Annotated in this window: 5 protein-coding genes; all 5 read right to left on the bottom strand. The window is 58.8% G+C overall.

Annotation, left to right across the window (positions count from 1 at the left end; genetic code table 11):
• Positions 1-12: 12 nt before the first annotated feature.
• Entirely contained in the window at positions 13-3,504 is a 3,492-nt protein-coding gene (locus ACFOLF_RS06880; RefSeq protein ID WP_210037713.1) for an AAA family ATPase, read from the bottom strand.
• Complete coding sequence (locus ACFOLF_RS06885; RefSeq protein WP_210037714.1) at positions 3,501-4,727, bottom strand: metallophosphoesterase family protein; 1,227 nt, start codon at positions 4,725-4,727, stop codon at positions 3,501-3,503. The genes ACFOLF_RS06880 and ACFOLF_RS06885 overlap by 4 nt, the downstream gene beginning before the upstream one ends.
• A gap of 25 nt (positions 4,728-4,752) precedes the next feature.
• Positions 4,753-8,898, bottom strand: coding sequence for a helicase-exonuclease AddAB subunit AddA (gene addA / locus ACFOLF_RS06890; RefSeq protein ID WP_210037715.1), 4,146 nt, complete (start codon positions 8,896-8,898; stop codon positions 4,753-4,755).
• A complete protein-coding gene (addB, locus tag ACFOLF_RS06895) occupies positions 8,898-12,476 on the bottom strand; it encodes a helicase-exonuclease AddAB subunit AddB (RefSeq protein WP_210037716.1) in 3,579 nt (1,192 codons plus the stop codon). Before addB ends, addA begins: the two co-directional genes overlap by 1 nt.
• 268 nt (positions 12,477-12,744) lie before the next feature.
• Complete coding sequence (locus ACFOLF_RS06900; RefSeq protein ID WP_210037717.1) at positions 12,745-14,160, bottom strand: class I SAM-dependent rRNA methyltransferase; 1,416 nt, start codon at positions 14,158-14,160, stop codon at positions 12,745-12,747.
• Between the last annotated feature and the right edge of the window lie 17 nt (positions 14,161-14,177).

Raw genomic sequence — 14,177 nt, forward strand, 5'->3', positions numbered from 1 at the left:
ACCGCCTGGCGGTCACATCGTTTCCAGTTCCACGCTGCTGCCCCGGCCGGATGAATCTGCCGCCGTGACAATCAATCTGCGCGGCAGGCGCGCCCGAAGCTCGGGAACATGGCTGATCACGCCGACGGACAGCGTCTCGTTATGAAGCTTTTCCAGTGCGGTAATAACCGTATCCAGCAGTTCCGGATCCAAGGTGCCAAAGCCCTCATCCAGGAAAAAGAACTGCAGGGGATATTTGCCGCGAAGCTGAATCTGGCTGGACAATGCGAGGGCCAGTGCAAGCGAGGCCAGAAATGTTTCGCCGCCGGACAAGGTGGAGACAGGGCGCCGCAAGCCTCCGTTCGCATCATCGCGGATGACAAAACCGCCTCCCGAATCAACCTCTAGCGCATATCTCCGCTTGGTCAGGAAGCCTAGACGTTCCGAAGCGGCTCGGCATACCTGGACCAGCTGCTCCTCAGCCACATATTCCACAAAGGTATTGCCGCGAAACAGGGTCTGCAGTGATTTCAATCGTCCGCACAGAAGGTCCATCTCGGCCCGCCTGACCTCCAGCTGCTGCCAGCGCTCCTGCTTGGCCTTCAGCTCGTCCCAGTCACGCTCTGCCTTCGCCGTCAGCTGCAGCATGGCTTCGTTGTTGACGCGGGCCTGCTGGAGCGCGGCAGCGCACTGCACCCATTCCTCGTCCGTAATGCTGCGGCCCTGCAGTTGATCCCGCAGCAGCCCGGTCTGGGCGGCAAGCTGCTGCTCGGACTCCCGGAAACGGGCAATCTGTTCCGCAAGGCTATTCTGCTGACCGAGCAGCGGCTTGAGGGAAGCGGCCTCTTCGGCCGTATCGAACGGGGATTGCGCAAGCGCAAGTCCCCAAATCTCTTCGGTTTCCTGACGGCGTTTGATGGCGGAGCTTTCCCCTTCGGAAGAGGCGCTTCTCTGCTCCGCAGCAGCTTGCAGCGCAGCCTGTGCTGCTTCATGCTTCTCCTTGCTTTGCCTGAGCAGGCTGCGGACATCCGCAAGCTCCCGCTCAGCCTCCGCAATAAGTGCGTCGGCGGCCCGCCCACCTGTCCACTCCTTGAGCTGGGTCTGAATTCTCTCCAGCTGCTGAGACAGATGCCCAAGCTTCGCTTTTTGCTCCACAAGCTCCAGTTGGGCAGCTCCGGCCTGCTTCTCATCTTCGGCGATCTGTCTGGTTGTCGCATCGATAAACTCGACGCTCCGCTCCACTCTGCTGCGCAGCTCATGAGCGGCATTATCCCTGCGCTCGTAGTTGTCCAAAGCGGCGTGAGCCTGCTCCGGAAGCAGATTGCTGCCAAACTGCCCCTGCCACAAAGCCAGCTCCCGGTTCATGAGATCAGTGCGTTCGCTTGCTTTGTCCCCGGCTGTCTGATCGATTCTGGCACGTGATCCCAGCTCCCCAGCCTCCAGACCGCAGCGGCGCTGGCTGTCGCTGAATCGGGAGCGTGCTGCGCCAAGTCCAGGTTCCATCGATGAAAATCCGCTGCTATGCAAGGCGTATGTCTCAGCAGCATCGCTCAAAGCCCTCTGCATGATATCCAGGGCATCCTCGCTGATTAGCTCCGGATTCCGGGAATCGGGTATCGCCTCGGCTCGGTCGACTGAAACCGCCGCCTCCAGCATGGATAAATCCCGGGCTAACGAATGATGCGCCCCCGCTTCTGGCCGATCGTTAACGGAAGACGTTGAGCCAAGCTCCAGCAAGCGCTCCTGGGCGGACTCCACTTTGCCAAGCAGCGGCGTAACGCGTATCAGCTGTGTCTGCACCCGCTGCTGCAGGTCTTCCCAAGGAGCAGCATCCCCTTGGGAATTGTCAGAGACGGAGGCTTCCCTTATGCCGTGCAGGGACGGATGATCGCAGGAGCCGCATACCGGACAGGCTTCTCCTGCTTTCAATTCTTCAGCAAGCTGCGCGGCAAGCTGCTGCCTCCGCTGCTCCGACTGCTCCTGGCGGACACGAAGAATCCAGCCAGGAAGCCTGTCGCTGAGCTGCTGCAGCTGTGATGCAAGCTGGCGCAGCCCGGCGAGCATCGGGCTCAGCGCGGAGAGGCGGTCGTTCAAGACGGCTGCTGCCTCCGCTTGTTCCGCTTCTGCAGCCGCCAGCGCAGCTTGCGCTTCGGCAAGCTGACGGGCTGCTGAAGCGGCTTCCTGCTGCGCCGCTTCCAGCTGTTCGCGCAGCGCGTCCAGCTGCTGCAGCCGCTTAGCCAGCGCTCCGCGCTGCTCGCGCTCGGCGGCAGTAAGCTCGGCGGATCGGAGCTCGGCCTTGAGCTCGCTCTGCTTTGCAACGGCGCGGCCGAGCTTGTCCTGCGCTTTGGCGGCCTGCTCGCCAAAGCTGCGCTGCCGCTCTGCGGCGTCCGCACAGCGGCGCTCGCAGGCGGCGATGCTTGCCGCAAGCGCGGCGGCTTCGCCTTCAAGCCGCTGCGCTTGCGCGAGCTGATCGAGCCGCAGCGCAAGGCGCGGCTCGGAAGCCTCTGCGGCGTCGGCCGCCGCGGTCCATGCGGCGGCGGCCGACGCCGCCTCTGCCAGCCGGGCGGCATACGCCAGCCCGGCGGCTTCGTGGCGCGAAGCGGCGGCGCGAAGCGCCGCTTCGGCCGCTTCCGCGGCTGCGAGCGCGGGCATCAGCCGCTCCGCCGCCGCCAGGCGCTGCAGCTCGCGCTCAAGCGCCGCAATGCGCGGCGCGTCGGCCAGCAGCTGCGCCTGCTGCTCCTCCTTCGCGCGCAGCGCCTCCACCCGCTCGCGTACATGCAGCCGCTCCGCATAGAGCCGCTCCGCTTCGGCAAGCACTGTCCGCGCCGCCGCAGCCGCAGCGGCCGCTTCGCGGTGACGCTCCGCTGCCGCAGATACTGCAGCGGCAGAAGCATCGCCTAGCCCCAGCTGCTCGGCTGCGGCTTCTCCCAGCGCGGTCTCCGCCGCTTTCATCCGCTGGCTCAGCTTCAGCGACAGCCCGTCGCCGAACCGCTCCAGACGGAACAGCCGCTGCAGCATGGATCGCCGGTCCTTGCCGGCAAGCGACAGAAATTCAGCGAATTTGCCCTGCGGCAGAACGACGGCGCGGGTAAAATCCTGCATGTTGAGGCCGATGCGCTCTTCCACGCAGCGCGTAACATCAGCCAGTTTATCGGCAATCACGATATCACCGGCATCCGTGATCTCCACAAACCGGCTCAGCGTACTGCTCACCGAAACATCCCCGCTCCGTTTGAACTGCCTTTCCACGCGGTAGCGCTTTTTCTCTCCTCCGCCGGCAAGCTCGAAGGTAAAAGCAACGGAAAGCTGCTTCTCCTCCTGATTCAAAATGCCCTGGGTACCGTTAGCTGCCCGTTCAACCTTGCCGTATAAAGCTAATGTGACCGCATCGAGGATGCTCGATTTGCCGCTTCCTGTCGAGCCAAATATCCCAAATACCCCTGCTTCGCACAGACGCTCGAAGTCGACAACCTGCGTCTGGCGGTAGCTCTGAAGTCCGCTTAATCGAAGCCCTATCGGTTTCATCCTTCATCCTCCCCTTCTGCCCATCCCGCGGCAGCCTCGGCATCCGCTCTCGAGGAAAGATCATCGTCCTCAGCCACCAGTTCCAGAAACAGCCTTACCGTCTCCGCATCCGGCTCCGCCCCTGCGCTCTGGCGGGCAAAAAAACGCCGGAACAGCTCCTCTGCCGGCAGCTGCTCGCGCAAGCGGGTGTCTCCTTCCGAAGAAGACATCATTTCGGGATAAATCGGACGAATATGTATAAGCCCGTCATGCAGGCGGCGCAGCTGCTGGATGTCGGCAGCCGTCATCGCTTCCTTCATCCAAATGTCCAGATTGATCCAAGCCCGCGCATCGCGGCCCTCTTCCAGCCATCCATGCACATCGGACAAGCCGCCCTTCGCTGTCCAGTTTACGAGCGGACGTCCGCTGCTGAGCAGCATCTCCTGCGGCTCAATCTGTTTGCCCGGAGATGCGTCGAAGACCATGACCGACTTGGCCTGCCCGGCCTCGGAGAAGCTGTATGCCAGAGGGGATCCGCTGTAGCGCATCGTCTCGTCGCCGTCAACCCGCTGCGGGCGGTGCAGATGGCCAAGCGCCACGTACTGGGCGCCAACCCGCAGCGACGAGGGATCGACGGTATAGGCGCCGCCGATTTGAATCGGTCTCTCCGAATCCGTCTCCAAGCCGCCCAACACATAAATATGGCTCATCGCCAAATTGACAGTGTCCGGCGTGAAGCTCTCCCCTAATTTCCTCATGAGCCGTCCTACCCGCTCCGAATAAGCGGTGCGCAGCAGCGCTTCATCCGTTTCCTCGCTGAGCAGCTCTCTCAAACGCGATTCCGAAGGGTATGGTAGAGCAGCGATAACAGCTCTCTCTCCCGTGCGGACAACATCGACCTCAAGCGGCCGGTCCGAGGGCAAGCCGACAAGCCTGATGCCGCTGCGGGCGGCAAGCGGTGAAGAAGCTGCTACCCGCTCCGGGTGATCGTGATTGCCGGCGATAACAGCAACCGTTCTCCTGCCCCCGTCCGCGAGTTTGGACAGCGCCTCATAAAACAGCTGCTCGGCCGCTGCCGGCGGATTGACTGAATCGTACACATCCCCGGCAAGCAGGACAAGATCTATATCTTCCGCTTTGACGAGGGTTGCCAATTCATCCACGAAAGCCGCCTGTTCATCCAATCGGCTGCGTCCTTCCAGCGAGCGTCCGAAATGCCAATCGGCAGTATGTAATATACGCATGGTAAAATTCCTCCTTCCCGCTATGTTAAAACAGCTGTACCGCCTGTCCCCCGTCAAAGAAAAACACATAACAGGCCATGACAGGCCTGTCAAGAATTCGGCTGATCGCTTCCGCATAGAGCGACAGCTGGAAACGATGCCTCTCAGCGGCAGCGCTCCACTGCTTCATATAAATTTTGTCGGTTTTGTAATCGAGGAGAACAAGCCCATTCCCGTCATCGAACATACAATCGACGATCCCCTGAATCAGAATCGGCTCATCGCCAACAGCTCCCGCTTCGCGATGATAGATGCGGGAAGCCGGAAACGTGCAGCTGAAAGGCGTTTCCCGGCGGACCCAGCCAGCCGCAAGCAGCCTTTGACCGATTTCGCTTGCGAAGAATGCAGCAACCTGGGCCGTATCAACAGCACTTGCCTGCTCGGCCGAAAGCATGCTCTTTTCCTGCAGAACCGCGATGGTATCCCGGATAATGCCTTCATCCACCGCTGCATCAAGGGGAATATGCTGCATAACCAAATGACTGACCGTCCCGCGCTCCGCGGCGGTCAACGCCTTCTCCTCCATGAATTTGGGCCGGCGCAGCCGGAAGGTATATTCCCCGCCTGAGAAATTTTCTGCCGGCCGGTCCGTAAACTCCCTGCCACGTGAAGCAGCTCGTTCGTCTGCTGCCAATGGAGCATCCTGCCCGTGATCATCCTTCTCCGCCGGAGCGCCGGACAGTTCCGAAGCCCCAACGTTCCACAGAGTGGAAGCTTCCGCGGCCGGAGGTAATCCAGCCTCCTCAGGCAGCAGTACGACAGCGGCATTCTCATCTGCCGCCGCTTCAGCATGCATCCTCTTCATCTCGGTAACCGATGTTTTGGCAGCAATCACGGTTGCGGCATAGTGCGGGTAGCTCCATGCCAGACGGCGCTCGATTTCGGCCGCTGCCGCAGGCGATTCCGGAATCGGTACAAGCGCCTGGACGGCCTGCATCCGCTCTGCGAATTCCGCTTCTGACGCTACATCCGTCTCTACGGCTGCGGCTGCTTCCAGCCCGAACAAGGCTGCAGGGACAATGCCTGTCCTCCAGGCTCTGCCTGTTGCCCGGCTCGTCTGCTCTACCGTATAGCTAGCCGCGGATTCACCGGAGTCCGCTTCAGCATCCAATCCAAGCTCCGACCGCTCTTCCACTTCGTTGATTACGTCCATAACCGTATAAGGAGAAGCATCACCAGCCACCTCGACCGTAATGGGAATCCCCTCCTGCACGGCCAACGGTCCGAGCCAATCTATGAATCTTTTGGCCTGCGAAAGGCGGTAATCCGGAATCCGCCCTTCCCCATCAAGCGAAGACTGCCAGCGCAATAGCTGCTTGGCAGCATCGGATACCGTACCGATCAGGAACATTTTCTCCTTGGGACGGGTAAGCGCTACGTACAGAATGCGCATTTCCTCGGCCAGCGTCTCCATCCGCATCTGCTCCCGGATTGCCAGATAGGGAAGCGTGGGATAGCTCACCCGGAGTTCCGTATCAATAAAGCGCGGCCCGAAGCCAAGCTGCTTATGCATCAGAAACGTTCCGTTCAGGTCCTGCCGGTTAAACAGCTTGCCAAGTCCTGCGACAAAGACGACGGGGAATTCCAGTCCCTTGCTTTTGTGAATGGACATGATCCGGACAACATCCTCCTGCTCGCCAATGGCCCGGGCCGTACCCAAATCGCCCCCGTTCTCCCGCATCCGGTCGATAAAACGCAGGAAACGGAATAACCCCCTTAAAGTTGTGGCCTCATATTGCCGCGTCCTGTCATGCAGAGCCCGCAAATTGGCCTGCCGCTGCACACCTCCGGGCATTCCGCCAACCAGATCGTAATAACCCGTCTCCCGGAAGATATTCCACAGCAGCTCGGCCAGCGCCCCCCGCCTGGATTCTTCCCGCCAGCGCTCCAGACGCGTGAGAAAATCGGCCAGCTTGATGCGGGTCGTTTCTTCGATGAGCGAAGCGCCGGCTGCTTTTTTTACGGCATCATAATAGGAGGCGCGCCCTCCGATAATGCGGATTTGCGCCAATTCCTCGGCTGTCAGACCAAATATGGGAGAGCGAAGCGCGCCGGCAAGCGGTATATCCTGATACGGATTATCGATAACGCGCAGCAGCGAGAGGATGGTCTCGACTTCCGTCGCCTCAAAATATCCCGTGCTTAGTTCCGCATATGCCGGTATGCCGCTGGACTGCAGCTCCTCAATAATTACCGGCGCCCACTGCTTGTCCGCGCGCAGCAGAATGACAATATCGCGCCAGGCCAATACACGCTTCCGCCGGCGTTTTCCGTCATAAACTTCAAATGGGGCTCCACCGCCTCCAAGCGCGGAATCAAGTCCCTTGAGCTTGGCGATTTGGGCCGCGATGTAGCGGGCCTCGAGCTGAACGGTTTGCAGATCAAGCGCCTCTTCACCGGAAGGCGAAGCGGAGTCTGGCCCGTCTTCGCTCTCGTCACCGGCGAATGCAGGCTCGCCATCCTTGACGCCGCTGCCTCCCCCCTTGTCGATCAGCGCGAATTCAACATCGTAGCGCTCAGCCGGGCCGCCTTCAGCTGCAGGCGGATAATCCGCCCCGCAAACAAGCTCAGCCCGCTCGTCATAGTCCATTTCCGCGACTTTTTCGCGCATGATGGACCGAAAAACACCGTTCACTCCCTCCACAACCTCAGACCTGCTGCGGAAATTTCGTGCCAGGTCAATCCGGACACCGGCTGCAGCATAAGAGCCCGTTTCTTCAACAATCGAGGATGAATAGGATTTATACTTCTGCAGGAAGAGATTCGGCTCCGCCAGACGGAACCGGTAAATGCTCTGCTTCACATCGCCCACCATGAACCGGTTGCCCGCTCCGGGCCGCGCCAGCAGAGAAACGATGGCTTCCTGCACCATATTGGTGTCCTGATATTCATCCAGCAGAATTTCATCGAACTGACGCTGATATTCAATGGCTGCCGCCGAAGGGACGGACAGCTCGGGCGTAGAAGCGGGATCACGGAGAATCCGCAGGCAGTAATGCTCCATATCCCCGAAATCGATCAGCCCCTTCTCGCGCTTCGCTTCCTCAAACCGGCTGCCGAAGTCAATCACAAGCTCGGCCAACGTATGCATAACTGGCGCAAGCTCCCGCAGCTCAGCTGCAAAATCATCCGCGGAGCGCACAAACAGCTGGTCGGTCATGTCCGAAATAATCGATTTGGCCATGTCCCGGATCTCCTTGACCTGTTCCTGAAGACCCTTGTCGAAGTCGTCGCCCCGCCGGCTCTTTAACTTGCCGAAACCAACCTCAGCGAATACCTCATACCACCGCTCCCACGGCAGCTCGCGGGTATGGGCGGTTAAATTGCGGACAAGCGCCAGATCATCCTCAAGGGTAGCCGCATAATGATCAGGGCCCATGGGAAGCCGTGTCAAATCCAGCGCTTGCTGAAGCAGGCTCCCGGCTCCCTCCAGCGCCAGGACAACAACACTTGCGATGCTGCTGACCCATTCGGTTCGTCCAAGCTCGGCCGCATCCGCTACCTGGAATGCCGCAGCCGTCTCTCTCAGCCATACATCCGGCCAGGGGTGGCTGTGCCCGAAATTGTACAGCTGGAGTACCAGCGCATAGAGCGGCTCATCCCCGCGCTCGCCTCCAAACCGATCCACGAGACGCAGAAAATCGCTCTCGCTTTCCTCGGCCTGCAGATAGTTCTCTTCGAAGATGGAGTCCAATACATCCATCCGCAGCAGCTCGGCCTCGGTTTCATTGGCGATGCGAAATCCGGGGTCAAGACCGATAAGCGGATAATATCGGCGAATCGCATCCAGACAGAAGGAGTGCAGCGTTGTAATCGAAGCCCGGCTCATCAGCGCCAGCTGGCGCTTCAAATGATCGGAGCCCGGCTGCCGCTCCAGCTCCTTCTCGAGCGCCATCCGGATACGCTCCTTCATCTCGGCCGCAGCCGCTTTTGTAAAAGTGGCAACTAACAGCCGGTCGACATCGGTATCATCCGAAATCTTGCGGATAATCCGCTCAACAAGCACTGCCGTTTTACCTGATCCTGCAGCTGCAGCCACAAGGACATTGGAGCCTCCGGTTACAATCGCCTTCCATTGGTCATCTGTCCAGATGCTGCCCTCAGGCTTTCCTGGCACGGTTAATCCAGCCACTACCCTTGTCCCCCTTTCGCATCCATATCGGTGAAGCCGTTCTTATTCAGTACCTGAATCAGATCCAAGCCGTGAGGGCCATCTGCCTCTTCAGCTGCGGCAAGCAGCTGCCAGACCTCGTCCTTTCCCGGTTTGTGCAGCTTGGAGAAGGCATTGCCTTCAATGAGCGGATCAAATTGGCAGACCGGTTTGTAGGCACAAAATTGACAAGGCGTCTTGGCGCCAAGCCGGTAGGGCGCAATTGCCACATCGCCGGCGGAGATCCGGTCTCCGATCCGGCGCAGCGTCCTGCGTACGGAATGCCGCAGCGTATCCCACTGTTCATGCGAAACGACTGAGGAGCTGCTGTAAAAACCGCCGTCCCGCTTGAGCGCCACAGGAAGCAGCTCCGAATAGCCGGATTCCAGCGCGCCATCCATCATTCTGGCCGTTGTTTCATCAGCCAGCACGAGCCCCTTAAGCTTGAACCGCTTCAGACGTTCTGCACCGGCCTTATTGCTGCTGAGCACATTGGAGGATGATATAAGCGGATTATGCACATGAAAATAAAGCACGCCTGCGGGCTTGGCCGGCTGCCCCAGCCACTCTGGGGCAGCGCTGAGCAGGACATCCAGATAGGTCAGCATTTGCAGCGCCAGCCCGTAAGCAACCTCCTCGAGGCGCAGCTGCGTAGCGCCAGACTTGTAATCAATCACACGCAGCAGCAGGCCTTCATCGGTTTGGGCCGCATCAACCCGGTCAATCCGGCCGGACATCTCAAGCATGCGGCCATTGGCCAATGGAATCGTTACCGGAGGCAGGGGACCATCCGGACCAAAGTCAATTTCGAGCCCAACCGGCTGGAACAGCGCGCGCCGCGCATGCTCGCCCAGAATAACGGCGGCTTGGCCGACTATATCTTTTAATTTGCGCGCGACATAACGGTGCCGGCTGCTGCTCAGCAGAATCTGCGATTGAAGACGCATGGCCAATTCTTCAACAACGATGGCGGACTCAGCCCGGATTTGCTCCGCACCGAGCATGCCCCATCTCTCCCCAAGCGATAGTGCAAGCCTGCTGAGGGCAGCGTGGAACAGCTGCCCGATATCCGGCGCTCCAAGCTGGAACAACACCCTCTCACGCAGTCTTAGCCCGTGGATGGCAAAATGCTGGAACGGACAGGAAACAAACCGTTCCATTCTGGACACACTGCCCTTAAGCAATGTTCCATAAAGCTGATCGGCGGTGGCCAGCGACAGGGAAGGCACGAAATTCGTATATTCCAGCGAACGCACAAGCCGTCCCAGCTTGTCCTGCCAGCGTGGCCGGACAGCAAACCAGTTGAAGGCTTCCCACCATGCCGGTGCGATGTCCGTACCTTGACGCCATGCGCGCAGCTGATTGATGACATATGAGAGCGTCCGCTCCGGATGGGAAATGAAAGACAGCTGCTCCTCCTCTTCCATCCCGGCAGCAGGCTCGGCGGCTATCCCCTTCTCCTGTATCCCTGGAAAAAGCTGCTTCATATGGCGCATAATTTCGGAGGGATGAAGACTTTTTCCTTCTTCATCCGCTACCGGCCAGCTGATCCACAAATAACGGCTTGCGCTCGTTAATGCGTTGTAAATCAGAAAACGCTCGTCAAGCAGTCTCCTGCGGACTCCCGGCGCCATCTGAAGCCCTCCGCTTCCCAACGTCTCCCGTTCCTGCTCAGTAAGAACGCCATCCTCCTGAATTCTCTGCGGCATTACTCCATCGTTGGCTCCCAGCACATAACAACCGCGCACCCTTCCCGAACGGGTACGGTCTATATTCCCGACCAGCACCTGATCCAGCGCCGGCGGAACTGCAGCAAGCTTGAGACTCTCAAGACCTGTTTCCACCATACCCGCGAACAGGGGGACCTTCATAGACTCGTCCCCTGTCATCTCTGTCAGCTGATCCAGTATATTCATAACCCCGTCCCACAGCTGCCGGTGCTCACGGGCAATTTGGGTTTTCCCTTCAGCTGCCGCTCTGCGGCTCCAGCGCTCCAGTTGGTCGGGAGCATCAATTCCCATAAGAAGCTGATACAAGGCCTCGCACATCTGCCTGACGCTGCCCGCCTTCTTCAGAGACCTAGTAAACTTGTGGAGCGGCGTCACTACGGCTTCCCGCGCGGCAAGAACAGCCTCCAGCAGGCGGATATCCGGTTCACGGGCCTCCGCAGGATCGCCATCAAGCGTATCTCTCATCAAGGGCTTCCACTGGCTGCGGGTCAACCAGCGGTTACCGTCAATGCCTGCAGCCAGAGCGTAGTTCTCCAGAATGTCGAAGGATTCCCGTGTCAGTCTACCGTCGTCAGGCATGAGGAGCTCCGTTTTGATGCAGCGGAATACCGCTTCATATCTCCAGCCATGAGCGGCAATTTCCAAAGCAGAGCGAATAAATTCCACAAGAGGATGATGCAGTGCGGCATCCTTTTGGTCAAGAAAATAAGGGATTCCGTAATCGGCAAACACGGCCGTTATGTAATCATTATAGTCCGGCGCATTTCGCACCATGACGGCGAGATCCCTGTAGCGGAGCCCTTCGTCCTGCGTTTTGCGGACAATGTCGCGCGCCACAGCCTCCACCTCGGCGCGCCGGTGAACGGCGCTGTGAAGCGTCAGCCCGCCGCCATCCAGCTGCTCCTGCGTGAGCTTCAGCGGAGCGCGGTCATTGTAATGCCCTTCCAGATGCGCCAGCATCGGACTGCCGCGGTAACGCCAGGGCGTCCCGCCATTCAGAACCACCGGCTCTGCCACCGGAACATTATTGGCAAGCGCCAGCTCACGCAGCTTCAGGAAGGTCTCGGCAGTGGAGCGGAACATATCCAGCTCATGAGGTTGTTCCCCGGCCCCATATACCCGGTCCAGCGTTAGTGTTACTGTGATCTCTTCAGCTTGCCGCATCAGAGCTTCAAGCGCTTCGAATTCCTTGGGGGTAAAGCCGTGAAAGCCATCCACCCATATATGCGTCTGCCGCATCGAAGGCGCTTCGTGGAAGCCTCGAATCAGCCAGGATAAATAATCTTCAGCATCTATGTATAAACCGGTCAGTTCCTTGACCAGCTGCCCACCAATCAGCCTCAGATCGTGAAGCTTGCGGCTAAGCAGCTGATTACTGCTCCCATAACCGCCCTCCGACAGGAATGTTTCAATATCTTCCGGCTCTATCCCGTACCGCTTCCATTCCGTCATCAGATCGCCAAGCCGTTCGATAAACCCGGGCTGCGACTCGCTTCCCTGATATAACTGCAGGTCATCGTGAAGCCGATGCACGATTTTGTACAGCAGCATGTTCTTGCCGTTCTCGCTGATTGGAACGAGGGCTGTTCCGCCCGTCTCCTGCATAACGCGGAAAGCCAGCCTCCTGAAGCTGAGCACCTGGGCCCGTATCGTCCCGCTCAACTGCGATTCTCCCAGAAGGGCATATTCGGTTTGAAAAGTAGCCTGCTCCGGCACGAGCATTACAAGCGGCGGACCGCCCGGCTGCTCCAGCACCTGATTGCGTATCTCATCCAGACAGAACCGGGTCTTGCCGGTTCCCGATCTTCCTATTACCAATCGGAGCGCCATACGCTCACCCCTTCGCCGTTTCGATTCTATTATTCTATCATACCTGTATCTTGTTTTCATCCAAAAAAGCAAACATTTGTTCGCAATCCATTAGGTAAATCATGCATCTTATGAAAGCATCGGAAATTCAGACAGTTATCCCCTCCTGATAAGGCGTATCCACAGCTGCCTGTCTTGTCTGGAGGCATCCAAGTCAAAAAGCCGTCCCAGACAGCGTAGACCGGCGCTGCAGAAGACGACTTACCTTGGACCTTATTCGACTTGCAGTCTAGCGGCTGCGGACTTCAAAAATAGCAAACTTTAAATAGTGGCCTTCGCTAACTCCCAGAATTTGGGGGTGATCCTTGCCGGCAGCCCGCCATTCGATCAGCCGCAGCTGCTTGCCCGCATCGACGGCAGCCGACTGGACAGTCTCGAGAAATAAATCCGGGCGCATATGGTAGGAACAGCTGGCCGTCACGAGGTAGCCTCCTTCGTTCACCAGCTTCATCCCATGCAAATTAATATCTTTATAGCCGCGGATCGCTCCCGGAACGGCGCTCTTGGATTTGGCGAACGCGGGTGGATCGAGAATAACGACGTCCCATGTCCGGCCTGCGTTCCCCATCGGCTTGGAGGTATCCGGCATTTTACCGCCAGCCGCAAGTCCGGCTCTCCCGCGCTCCGCCCGCTCATCCAGCCCTTTCACCTGCGACCGCAAATATTCGAAAGCATCGGCGACCACAAATTCGACCCGGTCCTCGAAGCCATTGCGGGCCGTATTGCGGCGGGCAGTCTCGATAGCATGGGAGGATACATCGAGACATGTCACTTTCTTGGCTCCGTATTGACAGGCATGCAGCGTGAAGCTGCCCGTGTGGGCGAAGCATTCCAGAACGGTGGCCCCGTCCCAATAAGGGAAAGTAACGGCTTTACCGTTCGCATTGACGGGAACCCGTGTGCTCTCCTGCAGCTCCGCCAATGCTCCCGTGTCATCGGAGGCTTCATCGGGTGAGCGCTCTTCAAGCTTGATGCCGCTGCGCCATCCCCAGCCCTTCATGAGGGGAGCGATGGATGCGCGGTTCTCACGCTGGTCGAAAAAATAGCCGGTTTTCTGCCCCTCGACGATGTCCACCTCGAGCAGCAGTCCATTCTCATGAATATCCACGATGCGCGGGCATTCCCCGTAGATGACTCCTGTCCTCTCTTCCAGACCCTCAAGCGCGCGAACCGATACATCGCTGCGCTCATATATGCCCTTCGGCGTGAAAACGGCAGCCAAGGCGGCCGTAATGGCTTCCCGCCGGGCATCCATGCCAAGCGTCAGCAGCTGCACCACCAGCACATCGCCAAAACGGTCGACAATCAGCCCTGGCAGCCTGTCCGCTTCGCCATAAACAAGGCGGCAATCATGATCCTGTACGAACCGGCTGCGGTGCAGCGCGCACTGCTCGAAGCGTTCACGGAAAAAATCTTCATCCATGGCTTCAATCGGTTGATAGGAAACAATTCTTACTATAATTTGCGACTGGGGATTCCAATAACCCGTGGCCAGATACCGTCCCTGGTGGCTGTGCAGATCTACCAAATCCCCGGGAAGAGCCTCGCCTTCCATGCGGTCGATTTCACTGGCATAAACCCAGGGATGTCCCTGCTCTACTCTTTTTTTGCGATCACGCAGCAGTATTGCTCTGGGGTGTTTCATATCCTGCTTCCGCCCTT

The sequence above is a fragment of the Paenibacillus sepulcri genome, assembly GCF_042647105.1.
Lineage (GTDB): Bacteria > Bacillota > Bacilli > Paenibacillales > Paenibacillaceae > Paenibacillus_Z > Paenibacillus_Z sepulcri.

Excerpts from the sequence above, each read along its gene's own strand:
- addB (WP_210037716.1), bottom strand. The coding sequence starts at position 12,476 with ATGGCGCTCCGATTGGTAATAGGAAGATCGGGAACCGGCAAGACCCGG.
- ACFOLF_RS06900 (WP_210037717.1), bottom strand. The coding sequence starts at position 14,160 with ATGAAACACCCCAGAGCAATACTGCTGCGTGATCGCAAAAAAAGAGTA.
- ACFOLF_RS06880 (WP_210037713.1), bottom strand. The coding sequence starts at position 3,504 with ATGAAACCGATAGGGCTTCGATTAAGCGGACTTCAGAGCTACCGCCAG.
- ACFOLF_RS06885 (WP_210037714.1), bottom strand. The coding sequence starts at position 4,727 with ATGCGTATATTACATACTGCCGATTGGCATTTCGGACGCTCGCTGGAA.